The following is a 15,488-nucleotide window of genomic DNA, read 5'->3' on the forward strand; positions in this document are numbered from 1 at the left end:
GGACATTTTTCGATCACTGTTCCACTGCTGCTAAGAAGGGTGCCTATATCACGGTGGCTCGACCGCCCGTTTTCGTGAACAACTTCGAACAGCCTCGGGTGAAGCCAACCTCCTTCAAGGCGGACAGCCACGAGATGTTTGTCCTGGAAATGATCGCATCCATTGACACGCAGGTCCAAAACGAACGCACAAACACCCTGAACAGGCGAGGGTCGCAAGGGCGGTCGTCCTCCGGCACTGAGCGAAGAAAAGGTCGCTCGAATGAAGCAGATGTTCAAGGATGGGGCGACACAACAACAGATCAGCGCCGAATTCAGAATTTCTCAGGCTACGGTTTCCCGTTATTTCAACGAAATCAACCTCGGCAAAGGACGTGCCCCCTCCTCCCCGTATCGGCAGGATCCGAGTGTCGTTCGCCAGAAGAGAAGAGAGTACGAACGCAAGCGTCGTCAACGCCTTAAGGAATAGCAAGCAGTCGAGGCTGGTCAAAGCTAATCTGAAGTGCTATGTATGACAAAACGATAATTTGTCATCCAAAGGAAACGGCAAGGTTATGAAACAGGAAAAGGTGGCGACTGATCAGGTTCGGCACGTCCTGGCGGCGGCTGAGAAGACTGGCCTGATCGCTGGCGACAAGAACGACCGGATCTCTGCTCGCGTGAACCATCGCCTTCTGGAGCAGGCAAAGAGGCGCACGGGCATCAAGTCGAGCACGGCGCTCGTCGAGTTCGCCCTCGCATCAATCGCGCTCGAAGACCCCTTCCCCGAGGTTTTCAAGAAGATCAAGGGCACCGTCGACCCCGATATCAAATTGGGGTTCTGATGCCGTCATTCGATATCGCCGGGGCCAAGCGATGGCTCCGGTCTTTCCCTTCCGGCAACATCTCCAGACGACCAGACAGCGAACTCCCCTTCTTCGATGGCAACAACCTGGCATCGCAAGGGCTGCTGCTCGACACCTGCGTCTACATCGATCAGATGCAGGGAAAGCTCCCTGACGAAATCGAGGAGTTCCTCTCGAAGCGACACAGCTATCATTCATCAGTCGCGGTTCAGGAGCTGGCGCACAGCATGGGTGCGCTCGATCCCAACGATCCAAGGACAGCTCACGTACAAAAGGTGATTTCTGACACCATCGAGAGCATGACCGAGCACCGGACGTCGGTTCCGGATATAGACGTCCTAGGCCGAGCCGCGATCCTGAATGGCGTGATCTGCAGACTCCAGCACTACAGCGACGACCAGAAGCGCAAATGCCTTCAGGACTGCACGCTATTCCTACAGGGCCTGAAGGGCGGGTTCGTGATCCTAACCAGGAACGTCAAGGACTTTGATATGTGCCTTCAGCTCGTTCCAGCGGGACGCGTCCTCTTTTATCGCGTGTGAAGTCGATCTCAGGGGAATGAAAATAAAGTGGGGACTATCCAGCAAGGCCGTCAATGAAGGTGCCATTTGCAGGATGATAAGAGCCATATATCGCTGCAGAAATGGCCTTTGCTTCGCTTTCAGAACCTTGCGAACCGACATCAGATTTGTCACGTCCGTAACCGAAGCCAATGCCTGCAACGAAGGATTTCGAAAAACGATAATCAACCCCGCCCGAAACGCCCATAGTCGTCGAAGAGATAGCGGTATCGTCGGAATTGAAGTCACCGAAATTCACATATCCACCGGACCAAAAAGCGATCTTGTTATTAGTGGTGGTAGGCATCCCTGTTCCGCCACGCTCTTTGAGCAATAATCCGGATGACTTATTGACCTGATAGAACGGGTCAGATTCGTTCTGTCTGTCGTTTTTCTCCGATGCAAAACCCAGCCGGACGCCGCCAAGATCGTTTTGCCTCGCCCCCTCGCCTTCGTTGTGCAGTTTTTCCATCCGACGGGCGAAGTTGCTAATCTGATCACGGGCCATACGTCGCGTCGATTGAACTTGTGCCGTCAGAAGGCCGATCACTTCCTGATCCCTGGCTATGTCCGGTCGCTCGGCAACCATAAAAGTGATCGTTCTGATTTCCGACGCGCCGGACATGTTCGACAGGGTGAATTTTACTATTGCGGGACCACTGAATCCCGTCTCCGGAATGAACGTAACTATGGTACTCGAAACTATTGCGCTACCGTGATCTGGCCCCCTGACGATAGCAGCTGACGTAAATGGACCGCCTTTGGCTCCTTCCGAGACGTCAACGGTTCCTGTCTTTCCGTGTTCAAGCATGACGGTGTGATCGACGGCTTCTGGCACTTGAGGGAAAGCGATCTCGACAGCGATAGTGGCGGCGCTTTCGCCACCAGGGCCGATGGCGCGATAAGACAACACGTCAGTTCCGTATGCGTCTTGAGCCGCGACGTATCTGAGCTGCGATCCGTTGATCGTGGCCGCACCCTTGGCAGGAGCTTTCGCGATCTCCACTGTTTCGAAATCGCCAGTTACATATTTTGCCAGATCGACAGATGCAGTTCCCCCCGAGGCCACTGATATCTTCGCATCAGCTGCCTTAGGCGCATCAGGTTTGCTGATTGTCACATTGATAGTCGCTGGCGAAGATTCTGCTCCTGCGTTCGAAGCAACGAAGGTGAAGCTATCCGCACCGAATGCCCCCGCGTTCGGGGTATAGGTGAAGAATATGAAGAGGCCTTCCAACCGCTAATGGTCAATTCTCGGCCATGGGCCGTCTTCGCTGAACTCCGGCAAACTCTTTATATGAACGAACGCGACGCAACTTATTACCGCAAGGCTTATGGCGGCATCGAGGTCAATTTCCTAAATGGTTATAAGCCCGCCGCCGATGAGATGATACTGCCAGAAAATGTGTATAAATTCTCCGGATGTAGCATCGCTGAAACTCGCGCAGAAGGGGGTGCGGATAAAAACTTGGACTGGTTTTACGTCACAAAGCCAAGACTGTTTCGATATTCGATTGGGCTTCGAGCGCCAAGCGATATCTTGATCCGTTTCTCGTTGTACCACCGAATGTAGCCATCAACTTCATTGATAAACCGCTCGAGCGTGATGTTCTTCCAATCGCTGGGATAAAAGAACTCTGTTTTTAGCCTGCCAAAGAAACCTTCGCATGCAGCGTTATCTGGGGAGCACGCCTTACGGGACATTGAGCGCACCAGTTGCGCATCACTAATCCTCGATAGCCAACCCGGCCAGCGATAGTGTGCACCGCGATCAGAATGAACAATTGGCCGATTATCTGCGTCGGTCACAGTTTCTATGGCGGCATCGAGCATCGTGTTGACCAATTCCGCATCTGGTTTCGTTCCAATCGACCAACTGATGACCAAGCCATCGAAGCAATCGATGATGGGTGAGAGATACACCTTGCCAGCCGGGATATGGAATTCAGTGATATCGGTCAGCCATTTCTCATTTGGGGCTGAGGCCTGGAAGTCGCGATTAATGAGGTTCTCAGGCGCTGGACTGATTTCTCCGAGATAAGAGCGGTATCGCCGTCGCTTTGGCGTGGCAACGATCAGGTTCTCCTGTTTCATCAAGCGCTGCACAACCTTCTCTGAGATTATAACGGATTGTTTGGCCAATGACGCCTGTAGCCTGCGGTAGCCATAGCATCGACGGTTGGCTTCGAAGATTTCGGTGATGTTCTGACGAATAGTGAGGTACTTGTCTCTCATCCTCATGCGAGTTCGATGGTAAAAATATGAGCTGCGCGCCAGTCCCAACTGAGCAAGCAGATCAGGGAGTTGATAAAGACCTTTTAGGGCGTCAACCAACAGCGTTTTCTCCCGATTACTCAGGAGTTGCAGATCGACGCCCAGGTCTTTTTTTTAGAATTTCATTCGCTTTTTTCAAAAGGTCGTGCTCAAGCTGCAGTTTCTGAATATCGTGCTGCAGTGTTTCGAGCTGGCGCTCTAATTCTTTTCGCTCTGGCGCTGGCGGTGAGTTGTTCTTGCGTTTCATGATTGCGGGAGCCTCCGGACCAAGTAACTGGTTTTTCCAGTTATACAGTGTCGGTCTGCATACGCCGAGCTTTTCGGCCAAAGCCTGTGCACTTTCTTGCCGATTATAAAGTCCGACGACGCCAGCCTTCTTCAGCGCATCAGGGTATCGTGGACGTCCAGTTCTTCCAGTGACAGCTTTGCTAGTTTCGGGAAACGCCTCACGAACCCATGCTGTCAACGTTGCACGACCGGGATAGCCCAAAGCGCGCATCGTTGCAGAAACACAACGACCATGCGTGCGGTAGTGCTCAACAGCCACTTCCTTCTGCGCCTGTGTGAACTTAGGCGCTCGGGGCGCAAATCCTAAACGCAGATCAAGATGGTGCTCATATTCCAGGTACCAGCCCTTCAAAGCATTTTTGCTTGGATAGCCCAACTGGCGAATAGCAGCTTTCGGGCGCTTGCCCAGCTTGATGTAAAGCGCAACTGCTCTCATCCGGTCTTCGTAGGAATACATGAACTACCTCCATGATAGTCCAAGTTTTCGTCCGCACCCCCGAATAGTCAATTCTCAAAGATGGATTACAATGTACGCTTCTTAGGCGTCACTGCTCGCGTTGTTATTTGACGCGTTTCCTCATATGATCGAGTTGTCTACGAGGGGCGAAATCATGGACACGCGGTCGGTTTATATAACGGTAACGCTCGTAATTCTGGCGAACGGTGGCGTCCTGACCGCCGTCTTGGGCGACCTGCCGACATCTCTTAGGCCCGCAGCTCGTATATGGCAAGTAGCTACTCTTTTGGTAGCGATTGGTTGCGTTATATTCGCTATCGAAGACCATATCCCATATAATTTAGCAACAGCAGTAGCCAATGCAGTACTATTAACTGCCCTTTGTTCATATCACGCAAGCATTCGCAAATTTCATGGCCTTAGTATTTATACTAATGCTTTTATTATTCCTGCGATTGGTACGATCCCCTATGCCTATTATCTTTTTGTTGTACCCGATATTGGTGCAAGAATTTTCATCGTTGCCTTACTCTGGGGTTTCATTACTTGTGCATCTGCCATCATATTAATGCAGAATATCAGAAATCCGGAGTATCGTTCCCGTGGCAGCCTTTCGCTGACAGTTATCTATGTAACGGTCACAATCGCGAACTTGGCGCGCACGCTCATTTACTTATTCTATGACAACCATGGGCTAAACACCGTCGCCGATAACGGACATTGGATGAATGCAATTACTCCGATGTTTCTTTGCATTATGCCCGTCATCGGCACGACCTCGTTTTTGTTGATGTGTTCCGACCAGGTGAAGAAGCGGTGGGAAGACGCTGCATCACGAGATCATCTGACAGAGCTGCCAAATCGTCGTTCGCTTATTTCTTATGGTGAGGCAAGTTTGGAAAATGCTCTTGCTGATAGTTATAACCGAGCACTCGCAATTCTGGATATCGACGAATTCAAGTGCATCAACGACGGTTACGGCCATCAGGCTGGTGATGAGGTGTTACAGGAAATCGCTGAACGTATTGTCGACGTTCTGCACCCAGAAGACTTTATCGCTCGATCCGGGGGCGAGGAATTTGTCGTCATATTCGGCGAAAAAGGCAGCATGTTACCGGAAATCTCTGCCGAAAGAGTTCGTCAAGCCGTTGCCAGTAAGACTTTTCAGATTGGCACTACTACAATTCCGGTAACGGTTTCTATTGGCGTGGTTGTGTGTCGTGCAAATGCTACCTTTTCCGAAACCCTCAGCAGGGCTGATAAAGCTCTATATGCTGCTAAGAATAAAGGGCGCAATCAGGTCGTTTTCGCCGCTTAGTTGTCACGTGTTAGATCGGTTCAATCGCCGTCTCGTCACCAGGCCAACGGCTCGAATTGATCTGGCGGTCTACCCGATACATCTGAAGATCGCCGCCCAGGTGTTGCTTCAGCAAGGCTTTCGCGTCAGCGGCAGAAGTCGAAGGGGCAATCCAATCGGCATAGGCTTCTGGTTTTAGAATGACAGGCATTCGGGTGTGGATCGACGAAATCGGTTCAACGGGCATCGCTGTAAGAAGGTTCTGTCGCAAAATTTTGTGCTGGTTAAGTGCGCCTTATCACTGGGCACAATTATGCTGCGAGCTCTGCAATGACCTGAAAAGGCGAATGGTTGTTGTTTGCGAATTGGCCTTTGCGGATCATATGTGCCACTTCAATGCCCGCGATTGTCGCTGATGCGCTGTGAAACGCCTTGAAGCCCATCATTGGCTTGGTGATCTTCTTGATGAACCGATGGTCTTGCTCAAGAATATTGTTGAGATATTTCACCTGAAGAATTTCAAACATCATGCCGACACCAGTGATTTTCAGGATCGTGTTTGCAGCCTGTGCACCGGCCAGGTTAGCCCCGCTTTTATCAATGACAACCTTGTGCGGAACACCATTGCTTGCGATGGCTTTTTTAAAGAAACGCCTTGCCGCACTAAGATTTCGGCGCTCAGAGAGCATAAATTCCAAGGTTTGGCCGTCACGATCAACAGCCCTATACAGATAGGTCCATTTCCCTTTGACCTTTATATAAGTCTCGTCATTACGCCATGAGCCAAGAGTTAAACGCTTACGTTTCTGTGCCTGCTCTGCAATCTGTGGAGAATATCGTACAACCCATCGGTTCAGTGTTGCATGGTCAACATCGACACCACGTTCAGCCATGATTTCCTGAAGATCGCGATAGGAAACTGGATAACGGACATAAAAGAACACAGCATAAAGAATGACACTTGTGGGGAAATGAGCTCCCTTGAAATCCACTGTCACCCGCTAAGACCTCATGCAGTTTCCCGTACTGATAATGACATAGATCACCAAAAGTGAAAAATTTGCGACACAGCCCTATCGCAGATCGATTGACGAAAAATCAATGTGACAACACCGCTCAGACAGATGCTGGCCGACGCGCGTCAATCAGCCGAAAAATGGCAAGAATTCCTCGAATGCTGTCGATGACGAAGAGATCGTCGCCCGCGTCAAGACATATTCTCCACGGTAACAATCGGGCGGTTACGGTCTAGACACGGTTGCCGCTGCTACCAATGCACTCTGTGACGCAAGCTTGCGCCACGCGAACAGCTGGTTGGGTGAAATGCCATAACGACGGGCGACCAGACTGACCGTCGCGTCCGTCTCGTAGGTTTTGTGGACAATCGCAAGCTGCTCCGCTGTACTCCAGCGTCGACGCCGTTCTGGGCCGGAAAGAATTTCCATCTTAATGCTATTACCAGTCATAATGTGAACAGTAGTCCTATCACTTATTTAAGTGGCAGAAACTGTCCGAGCAATTAGGGGCGATTCCAAGGTCTACGTCAAGCATGCGCCTCTCTTCCCAACGAAATACTCTTTTTCCTCGTCGTGGGCACCGGAATTCATCTCGACTCCCGTCTTGGCGGCCTACTGAAGGAAACCATCAAAGCAGATAATGGCCTGCGCTGATTTAACTTTTGACCTGACACCCATCTCTCCTCCAGTTTTCAGGGAGCAAAGCACTATCGCGCTCCACCTTCCGCAATCGCCAGCATTGCCTCCACCGCATTCTTTGACAGTGCAGGCGAGAAATAGTGTCCTTGGATAAGATCGCATCCCTGCGATGCAAGAAAATCAAGCTGCTCTTGAGTTTCTACACCCTCAGCCACGACTTTAAACGACACGCTTTTCGCTAGCTGGATAACTGCAGACGTGAGGCTGCATTGCTTTGGGTCAAGTGGGATTCCGGTAATGAAGCTACGATCGATCTTGATGTAGTCGCATGGCAGGTCTCGCAAATACGAAAGAGATGAATACCCCGTTCCAAAATCATCAATCGCAATGCCGACACCCATTTCCTTTAATTCGCTTAACAATGGGGTAACTTCCTCTTCACGTTCAATGTAGGAGGACTCGGTTAACTCTACTTCAAGTTGATGGGCAGGGAAGTTTGTTTCATTCAGTATTCTGGTCAGCGTCAAAGCGAACCGCCCAAATCTGAGCTGTTGTGCAGATACGTTCACTGAAACAGTAACGGGGATATTCCAGTTTTTCCGCCATTCCTGTCCATCCCGGCAGGCTCTCTCAAGGACATATTCCCCAAGGGGATCGATCAGACCGGTTGCCTCAGCGACAGGGATAAACTCGCTGGGCGAGATGACGCCGAGCTCAGGATCAGTCCAACGAGCGAGAGCTTCCACTCCACGCAGTTTGCGGCTAACAGTATCGAATTGTGGCTGATAATGAACGTCAAGTAGGTTGTCCGCCAGCGCGGTTTTCAACTTGAGAGCCAGTACCATCTTCCTCCGGCTCTCATCGGTCAGGCCCTCTTGATAGACAGCGATTGTGCCTCGTCTCTTGCGCTTCGCCGCGTATAATGTTGCGTTTGCTTCCAAAAATGTGTCAACATTCCTGCCTTGACGCTGGTAGCTAATACCAATGGTTGCTGTCGTGAATACTGCCAGATTATCGTCAATGCGAATGGTCTGTTCAATAGTACGCTGGATCTGTTCCAGGAGAGGTTCAACGAAGCCACGATCGTTGGAGTGAACGAGGAAGACAAATGCATCAATACCGACGTTACACAGTATATCGTTTTCTCCCATATGCGCCTCATGAAATTCATGCAATCGCTCGCCTATCACTTGAAGAACACGATCGCCTGTGCTGTGCCCGTAGCTGTCATTAATGTCTCGAAAGCGATCAAGGTCGACGGCGATGAGTGCATATGGGGAATCTCGGAGGTTATTAAGGTATTGGTCGAGAAAACGACGGTTGGGCAATCCAGTCAGTTGATCATGTAACGCAACGTACTCCAATCTTTGCCGAGCAAGCTTCTGCTCGGTTATGTCGATCAAGGAATAGACTTGCGTTCTTTGGCCGTGGATGCCTTCTTCAACAGGAGTGATGGACAGAATACCGGCGCGTTGCTGATTTTGTCCGAAGGCGACCTCGCGCCGCCACGGGCCTGCAAAATGCGATGGCAAGACGACCGGTTTGTTTGCAATCCAGAATGCTTGTTTAAGGTTAGCAATGTCGTTGTTTTCCACACTGATTCTCAACATCTTCCGGAAGGCAAAATTTGCCCTGAGAAGCGCTCCGGACTCATCAAAAATCGCCAACCCTTCGGATGAATTCTTGAACACGATATCGCCGCGGCGGACATCCTGGTCTTGTCTGTCGATTTCCTTGATTAGATTGGCGCTACTAGAGGTCAACAGACGCCAGCGAAATGTGTCGCTCTCGAGGTAATCAGTAAATACCCGTTGCTGCCAGACTATAAACAGGCCGAGTGTTAGTCCAAATGCAGTTGCCATAAAAACCTTGGCAGTGATGCCGCCGAAAACAAGCGCCAGAATGTCGGCGTTGATACCAAAAGAAATAAAGAAAAAGGCAAAGCCATCGAGAACCAATACAAGCACGAATGCTACGATATAAACGACACCGTTGACAAAGAAGGAACCCGTTTTCTTTTTAGTGAATTCGAAGATGAACAGCAAAATCAGGAGTTCGGCTATAATAAGGACGCCCCCCAGGATGATCATAGGGGTTGATAGCTTGAACATTTCAGGCGGAACATCGTGAGGATTGATAATCCCATTCGATTCCAGGAAGGAGTAAGTGAGAAAAGAAAAGATGACCTTGAAAATATCGACGACAATGACGAGCCTGACAAGATGCCGAAGGATGAAAGCGTCTCGCTCTATCCAGACGAACATCACTGAAGCCATCATGAAGGCGCCGTAACAAAGGCTGCCGCCTGAGATGTCCATACTATCAGTAATGGAAACGGAGTACACGTTTCCCATAAAGCCACCGATAAGCAGGACAAGCGCCAGGTAAACATAGAAATGGACCAGCCGCATTGGCGCGGGTAAAGTTGTGAAGTAAAGTGGGAAAAAAGATAGTACGATGAATTGCAATGTGAGCAGGAGAAGCATGATATATTCGTCCGGTTCATCTATCCTTGTACGGGGAAATTTTAAATCACAATTCTTTCTGTCGAGTATATAAGAAAAGAGTAATAAACAAAATGGGTCGCTTGTCTGACATAAACATGGCCTGACTTCATCGTGAAGCTCGGGAGATATGTTGGATTGATAGCATTGGTCCTGAAAATCTGAACATCCAGGTTTAAACCGCCCTGACTTTGACGGTCGCTCGCAACGTTTTGGGAATCAGATTCCATAACAAGAGATGCAACGAACAAATTCTGCCCTGACGTGCGCGCCCTGGCCGCTCGAATGACGAGAGAACACGAAGGGGATATTCGTCATTGTGAGTTGCCATTCCTCGATGGCTATCAAGATCGGCTACTCTGCGCATGTGTTCACTGATCGGGTGAAGAAGATCGAGGTGGACAACGACTTCATCAAGATGCCTGACATCACTGGCCGAGGGCCGCTTGCGGGGTAATCGCGCCGCCAGCAGCGCACCCTGCAGCCGACACCATCAGCGGATCGCTTCATAAGAAACCACAACGCCACGTTCAAGCATCACTTCCTCAACTTCACGCAAACTGAGATTGAAGCGGAAATACAGCCAGATCGCACGAGCCACGAGAAAGATTGGAAAGCGATGATTTTTATACCTCAGGGCCTGCTTATTCATAAAACTCAAATACCGCATCACGTAGACGATTAATCAATGTGACAGCGCCAGATACAGCGCTTTCAATACGATGAGCTGGTCTGGACTAAGCGGCTTGTATAGCATGACGCGATTCCAAATAAATGGCCATCCCGAACAAATTGCGATAAATACTTAGGTTCCATCAAGGGAGGGGAAAATGGCCATCAGCAATCTTGAGAAAGAAATCGATGTAATTCTAGGTAAGATCCGCGATTCAAATCTGCGACTTGCCACGGGCAGGCTCCTAGTTCACTTTGTCGGTGAGATAAAAAGCCTTCAGACTTCGATTGAAGAATTGAGAACCGAGCTTCGTCAATTTAAAGAACAGAAATAACGTTGGCCCCGACATTGTTTCCAACGTCGAGGCTTACACACCGTTCCCGATTGTTGTTATCGAAGCTCGGCGCTTCTACGAACATAGCACACGGAAAGTTCACGACAAGGTTCCAATAAAGATGCATTATCGGTGTTGTCACGTTAAGTTTCTCTGGCCGGAAAGGCCAGGGGCTCGTAGATATTCAGGCGAAACAGGCCGCAATTTTCCATGCATCGAAAGCTTCGAGGCGATGGTAGCGAATTGTGTGTGCGGCTCGGCGACGAGATGGAACAGAGAAACAATTGCGGGTCGCTGAGTGCATGGAGACGAACCGTTGCAACGCTCCAGGTGACCGATGACCTTGCATGGTTCGCTCCCGTTTCCTAAACGGCAGATGGCTATTTTCGGCCCGATTATTGAGGCCCTTGTGCGACCAATGGTCAAGGCCGGGTGCCACTTCTGCCTTTGCTGCACCGTAGGAGCGGAGCTTATCGGTGATGATCCGTTTGGGAGCAAAGCCATAGCGCTTCATTAACGCCACAAGCAATCGCTTTGCCGCCCTTTTATCACGCCGCTTCTGCAAGATTTCTTCGAGAACGGAGCCATGTTGATCCACCGCACGCCAAAGCCAGAATTTTTCTCCAGCGCATTTGACGACCACTTCGTCCAAATACCAAACATCGCCGGGGCGCGCCTGACGCCGCCGCAAGTTGCGTGTGATCTGGGGGCCGAACTTGGCGATCCAACGACGAACTGTCTCGTATGATACGTCGATTCCACGCTCAAGCAGCATTTCTTCAACTTCACGCAGACTAAGGTTGAACCGCAGATAAAGCCACACCGCATGAGCAACGATCTGTGGCGGAAAACGGTGACGCTTGAAGATGATATCTGATGTCTGCATCGCCAAAATTTACGCCCAAACCGTCAGGCAGGCAACTGCAGCCCAGTTAACGTGACAACACCCACGAAGACAGCAATTTCACCAGATGAAATCAATGATCGTCTTCAAGAGGTCGAAGCGCAGCTTAAACCAAGTGCAAAGCGATTATTGCAGGCTGTTAATGAGAAAGTCGAAGCCTCGGGCGCATCGCCTCGCAAGCGGAAAAGTTATCTCGACATATTCAACGCTACTGTCCCGGACCCGGAGGATGTTGGACTGATGAGCAATGTCACATTGCGAAAATAACCGCGGCGCGCAGGAGGCCGGCTGGTGTCTGCAAACCGCGCGAGAACTGTCGATGATGAGCTCATTTTTTGTGCCATTGCCGCGTAGAATGGATATTTGCAGGCCATGCTGGTGGAGAACTAAGGTTGACTTGTGACATGAGCCCTGCTTACTCTGTAGCGACGGACGATTGAAGGAATGGTTTGAATTTGTCTGAATTTACTCAATTATGTTGATTAAATGATGGCACGTTCAAACTTGATAATGGTTTAAGACTCGTTTATTATACTCAGTATGGCTGAGCAAAACACCTCATTGTTAAACCGACTCGAGAGAGACCTGCCAGAAGGGTTGGTCGTGGACGCTGCCTGGCTGCAAGAGCGCGGCATCGCCAGTAACCTGCGCGCTTACTACGTTAAGAACGGCTGGCTGGAACAGCCGGTACGTAGCGTCTATAAAAAACCGCGCGGCACGCTGAGTTGGCAGCAAGTCATCATATCGCTCCAGACCCTGCTTTCACGAGCGCCGCTCTATGTCGGCGGACGCACGGCGTTAGAATTACAGGGCTTTGCGCATTACCTCGCTCACGAGACCAGGATTGTTCATCTCTACGGACCGGAAAAGCCGCCTGCATGGCTGAACAAACTGCAACTGCCCCAGCGCTTTGTCTATCACAACAGCGCTACCTTGTTTCGCAATGAACCAACCACACAAGGGCTTGGCAGCCTCGCTTGGGGGCAGTGGGACTGGCCCATGACGCTTTCGCAGGCTGAGCGAGCTTATCTCGAAATGCTCGATGAACTGCCGCGCCATGAGAGTTTCCATCAGGCCGATATGATTATGCAAAGTGCCGCAAATTTCAGCCCGAGGCGGCTGCAAAAACTGCTCCTGGATTGCGACAGCGTGAAGGTCAAACGTCTGTTTTTTTATTTCGCAGATCGTCATGGCCATGCGTGGCTCAAGCGACTGGACAAAACCACAATCGATCTCGGGAAGGGTAAGCGCATGCTTGTGCCCGGTGGCAAGCTTGATCCGGTCTATCACATCACCGTACCGAGGGACTTCGATGGCATTTCGTGATCAGTACCAGGGCCAAGTCAGGCTGCTTATGCGTCTGATTCCTATTGTGGCGCGCGAAACCTGTTTTGCTCTCAAGGGTGGAACCGCGATTAATCTCTTTATACGCAATCTGCCGCGCCTCTCCGTTGACATCGACCTCATGTATTTGCCCATCAACGACAGGCCGGAGGCGTTGGCGGACATTGACGCAGCCATGAAGCGGATCAAAACGTCAACTTTAGCGGAAGTACCCGGTGCTCGCGTCGCCGAAAACGTCCACGATAGCGCGATCTTGCGGCTTCTTGTCATGGCCGAGGGAACACAAGTGAAGATTGAAGTCTCCCCTGTCTTGCGCGGCGTAGTGCACGAGCCTTCTGTGATCCCTGTCACCGAGGCGGTCGAAGAGGTCTTCGGTTTTGCCGAAACCAGCGTCGTGTCCTTTGAAGACCTGTTTGCAGGAAAATTGGTTGCTGCGCTTGATCGCCAGCATCCACGTGATCTCTTCGATGTGCGCGGTTTGTTCGCCGATGAAGGGCTGAGCGACGAGTTGCGCGAAGTTTTTCTTGTTTATCTCCTCAGCCACAATCGTCCCATGGGCGAGGTGCTTTCGGGCCGGGTCAAAGACCTCGCGAATGAATACCGCAATGGTTTCGAAGGCATGACCGAGGAGGTGGTTCACATTGAAGAACTGATCGAAGCGCAGCAGCAGATGATTGAGGAACTGATCGGCGGTATGCCGGATGAGCACCGCGAATTTCTGATCGGATTCGAGCGTGGTGAACCGGATTGGTCCTTGCTGAAGATCGGCCATGTTGCAGAGCTTCCGGCAATCCGCTGGCGGCAGCGAAATCTCGACAAACTCAAACCTGTTCAGCGCTCCGCCCTGGTCGAATTGCTGCGATCTTCCCTTGATCGGCGTGCACAAAAATAGCTGTTCCGCAGCATAAACCTTAAATGCAGCCGGAGCTTTAAAGGCTGAGAATGCGCGCGGCCAGCTTTGTTTCAGGTATCGAAGCAGAGCGTCATCGACCTTGATTGTGGCCTGCAGCACTGGGCCAGTGCTGCAAAAAGGAACAACCCACTAATAGATTTTTTGTTGATCCCGTCTTTTGGAGAGACCGCAACGCTGATTTGTCGTCGGGCTAGCATCCAGAACGGTCCGCATTGCGCCTCATTTCGGTCATTAAACCCGAATCGGGAACTCCCAAAAGCAGACGCGCATCTTATAACCATTATAATAGTTAGGAGGAAATTTAAACCTGCTAGGCGCCCCAAATACCGATTGCCCGTTAAAGCACTCTGCAGCCGCCGAGCGTGCGCCTTAGCCTCAGGGGGCGAGGAGCAGGCAAAGATTAGAGTAGAAACGGCGGCGTTGTCTCAACAATATTCGCTGATTGGCAGGTTACCGGCCTAATGACGTGACGCATTTGCATGCAATATTTTGGTGATCAAATCGGGCGAGGTTCGGCTCTCATAATGGAAATAAATATACCCGTCTGCCAATCATCGATGTAACCTCTAAAATAAAGAATGCCAGATCTGAATTTTCAGGATATTGTTCGGCTCAACTGGATTGTTGCCGTTCGGCTTCTCCTGCGCCCCCCCTTGATGGGCTGTTCGCCAATAACTGACTTTTTGTCGGTGACGTCGCAATCGTCTGACGTTCCGACTCGAAGGGAATGTCGTCTGCACGGTGGCGAAGAGGAACGATTGATAGCGATGCTTCGCTCTCGGCGACGCGTTCCTCGATCGCCAAGAATCAGATCCTGCAGTGACCAGGCGGACACTCGCTGTGGTATCGTAGCGAGCCGACCAGATTTTGTAAATTCAGCGGCACACGTCTGAACATCCGCGGACAGTGGCTACGCGGGGCAGATCGTGAACCGCATATTTTTGGAGGTGCACGTCACAAACTGCCTTTGTGGATCGTCATAGGGATGTAACGCTCACTATAGGATACGACTATGACGAATAAGCCCGTAAATCATTACAAGACTGTGCCCAATGTCTTCGTTGCGCTGGAAAAAGTGCACGTTGCTATCGATGAACATGGTCTGGACCGGATGTTACACCATCTCGTCCAGCTCCGTGCATCCCAGCTTAACGGCTGTGCTTATTGCGTGAAGATGCACACGAAGGAAGCCAGAGACGACGGCGAGACCAATGAACGGCTTGATCGCTTGGTGGTTTGGGATCATGTGAGCGACTTTTCCGCCAAGGAACGCGCCGCTCTTGCATGGACGGAAGCGCTGACCCAGATCGAGCGCAAGACCGACTATGGCGCGCTGCGCGCCGAACTGCGCGCGCACTTCAGCGATGCCGAGATCAGCGCGCTCACGACCACTGTTGCGATGATCAATCTGTGGAATCGCATTCAAGTGTCTGCGCACTGA

13 protein-coding genes and 3 pseudogenes are annotated in these 15,488 nt (G+C 50.9%); 8 read left to right on the forward strand and 8 right to left on the reverse strand.

Features of this window, described 5'->3' with window-relative positions; translation table 11 throughout:
• Positions 1-234 precede the first annotated feature (234 nt).
• The 3 genes and pseudogenes from MKS82_RS00390 to MKS82_RS00400 all read left to right on the forward strand — a co-directional run.
• Positions 235-468 (forward strand): annotated as a pseudogene (locus MKS82_RS00390) (helix-turn-helix domain-containing protein); the annotation flags it as partial.
• A gap of 85 nt (positions 469-553) precedes the next feature.
• Positions 554-823 carry a hypothetical protein gene (locus MKS82_RS00395; protein WP_021587185.1) on the forward strand — a complete coding sequence of 90 codons (270 nt, stop codon included), beginning with the start codon at positions 554-556 and terminating at the stop codon, positions 821-823.
• Entirely contained in the window at positions 823-1,386 is a 564-nt protein-coding gene (locus MKS82_RS00400) for a type II toxin-antitoxin system VapC family toxin (RefSeq protein WP_021587184.1), read from the forward strand. Before MKS82_RS00395 ends, MKS82_RS00400 begins: the two co-directional genes overlap by 1 nt.
• A 34-nt stretch (positions 1,387-1,420) precedes the next feature.
• On the opposite strand, the gene MKS82_RS00405 is transcribed toward MKS82_RS00400, so the two are convergent.
• Both MKS82_RS00405 and MKS82_RS00410 read right to left on the reverse strand, forming a co-directional pair.
• Positions 1,421-2,641, reverse strand: coding sequence for an Ig-like domain-containing protein (locus MKS82_RS00405; RefSeq protein ID WP_276313223.1), 1,221 nt, complete (start codon positions 2,639-2,641; stop codon positions 1,421-1,423).
• A 242-nt stretch (positions 2,642-2,883) separates the two neighbouring features.
• Positions 2,884-4,423, reverse strand: a protein-coding gene (locus tag MKS82_RS00410; RefSeq protein ID WP_109989892.1) for an IS3 family transposase whose coding sequence is annotated in 2 segments (ribosomal slippage) — positions 2,884-3,792 and positions 3,794-4,423 — 1,539 coding nt in all. Because the reading frame shifts where the segments join, the coding sequence is not laid out codon by codon here.
• A 154-nt stretch (positions 4,424-4,577) separates the two neighbouring features.
• Between MKS82_RS00410 and MKS82_RS00415 the strand changes: the two genes are divergently transcribed.
• Positions 4,578-5,741 (forward strand): GGDEF domain-containing protein, encoded by a 1,164-nt coding sequence (locus tag MKS82_RS00415; RefSeq protein WP_021587181.1) that lies wholly within the window; start codon positions 4,578-4,580, stop codon positions 5,739-5,741.
• Positions 5,742-5,751: 10 nt separating this feature from the next.
• Here the strand turns inward: MKS82_RS00415 and MKS82_RS00420 are convergent, their stop codons facing one another.
• The 5 genes and pseudogenes from MKS82_RS00420 to MKS82_RS00440 form a co-directional block, all read right to left on the reverse strand.
• Positions 5,752-5,991 (reverse strand): SOS response-associated peptidase family protein, encoded by a 240-nt coding sequence (locus MKS82_RS00420; RefSeq protein ID WP_276313224.1) that lies wholly within the window; start codon positions 5,989-5,991, stop codon positions 5,752-5,754.
• A gap of 40 nt (positions 5,992-6,031) precedes the next feature.
• Complete coding sequence (locus tag MKS82_RS00425; protein ID WP_240578238.1) at positions 6,032-6,718, reverse strand: IS6 family transposase; 687 nt, start codon at positions 6,716-6,718, stop codon at positions 6,032-6,034.
• A 261-nt stretch (positions 6,719-6,979) separates the two neighbouring features.
• Positions 6,980-7,186, reverse strand: a pseudogene (locus tag MKS82_RS00430) (transposase); the annotation flags it as partial.
• A gap of 257 nt (positions 7,187-7,443) precedes the next feature.
• The gene (locus tag MKS82_RS00435) at positions 7,444-9,861 is read right to left on the reverse strand and encodes a putative bifunctional diguanylate cyclase/phosphodiesterase (protein ID WP_240578239.1); all 2,418 of its coding nucleotides are present in this window, start codon (positions 9,859-9,861) and stop codon (positions 7,444-7,446) included.
• Positions 9,862-10,273: 412 nt separating this feature from the next.
• Positions 10,274-10,531 (reverse strand): annotated as a pseudogene (locus MKS82_RS00440) (IS6 family transposase); the annotation flags it as partial.
• 178 nt (positions 10,532-10,709) lie between these two features.
• On the opposite strand from MKS82_RS00440, the gene MKS82_RS00445 reads away from it, so the two are divergent.
• Positions 10,710-10,886, forward strand: coding sequence for a hypothetical protein (locus MKS82_RS00445; RefSeq protein ID WP_181394359.1), 177 nt, complete (start codon positions 10,710-10,712; stop codon positions 10,884-10,886).
• Positions 10,887-11,070: 184 nt separating this feature from the next.
• On the opposite strand, the gene MKS82_RS00450 is transcribed toward MKS82_RS00445, so the two are convergent.
• On the reverse strand, positions 11,071-11,772 hold the full coding sequence (locus MKS82_RS00450; RefSeq protein WP_109365644.1) for an IS6 family transposase: 702 nt from the start codon (positions 11,770-11,772) through the stop codon (positions 11,071-11,073).
• Between the two features lie 558 nt (positions 11,773-12,330).
• Between MKS82_RS00450 and MKS82_RS00455 the strand changes: the two genes are divergently transcribed.
• The 3 genes from MKS82_RS00455 (at position 12,331) to MKS82_RS00465 (ending at position 15,488) form a co-directional block, all read left to right on the forward strand.
• A complete protein-coding gene (locus MKS82_RS00455) occupies positions 12,331-13,116 on the forward strand; it encodes a type IV toxin-antitoxin system AbiEi family antitoxin domain-containing protein (protein ID WP_109989427.1) in 786 nt (261 codons plus the stop codon).
• Positions 13,103-14,026, forward strand: coding sequence for a nucleotidyl transferase AbiEii/AbiGii toxin family protein (locus MKS82_RS00460; protein ID WP_240578243.1), 924 nt, complete (start codon positions 13,103-13,105; stop codon positions 14,024-14,026). Before MKS82_RS00455 ends, MKS82_RS00460 begins: the two co-directional genes overlap by 14 nt.
• 1,033 nt (positions 14,027-15,059) lie before the next feature.
• Positions 15,060-15,488, forward strand: coding sequence for a carboxymuconolactone decarboxylase family protein (locus MKS82_RS00465; protein WP_109989429.1), 429 nt, complete (start codon positions 15,060-15,062; stop codon positions 15,486-15,488).

This window comes from Ochrobactrum sp. A-1 (assembly GCF_022488005.1).
Classification (GTDB): Bacteria; Pseudomonadota; Alphaproteobacteria; order Rhizobiales; family Rhizobiaceae; genus Brucella.

What these genes read in the sequence shown, in the direction of transcription:
- MKS82_RS00465 (WP_109989429.1), top strand. Translation starts at nt 15,060, where the DNA reads ATGACGAATAAGCCCGTAAATCATTACAAGACTGTGCCCAATGTCTTC.
- MKS82_RS00460 (WP_240578243.1), top strand. Translation starts at nt 13,103, where the DNA reads ATGGCATTTCGTGATCAGTACCAGGGCCAAGTCAGGCTGCTTATGCGT.
- MKS82_RS00400 (WP_021587184.1), top strand. Translation starts at nt 823, where the DNA reads ATGCCGTCATTCGATATCGCCGGGGCCAAGCGATGGCTCCGGTCTTTC.
- MKS82_RS00455 (WP_109989427.1), top strand. Translation starts at nt 12,331, where the DNA reads ATGGCTGAGCAAAACACCTCATTGTTAAACCGACTCGAGAGAGACCTG.
- MKS82_RS00435 (WP_240578239.1), bottom strand. Translation starts at nt 9,861, where the DNA reads ATGCTTCTCCTGCTCACATTGCAATTCATCGTACTATCTTTTTTCCCA.
- MKS82_RS00415 (WP_021587181.1), top strand. Translation starts at nt 4,578, where the DNA reads ATGGACACGCGGTCGGTTTATATAACGGTAACGCTCGTAATTCTGGCG.
- MKS82_RS00395 (WP_021587185.1), top strand. Translation starts at nt 554, where the DNA reads ATGAAACAGGAAAAGGTGGCGACTGATCAGGTTCGGCACGTCCTGGCG.
- MKS82_RS00445 (WP_181394359.1), top strand. Translation starts at nt 10,710, where the DNA reads ATGGCCATCAGCAATCTTGAGAAAGAAATCGATGTAATTCTAGGTAAG.
- MKS82_RS00450 (WP_109365644.1), bottom strand. Translation starts at nt 11,772, where the DNA reads ATGCAGACATCAGATATCATCTTCAAGCGTCACCGTTTTCCGCCACAG.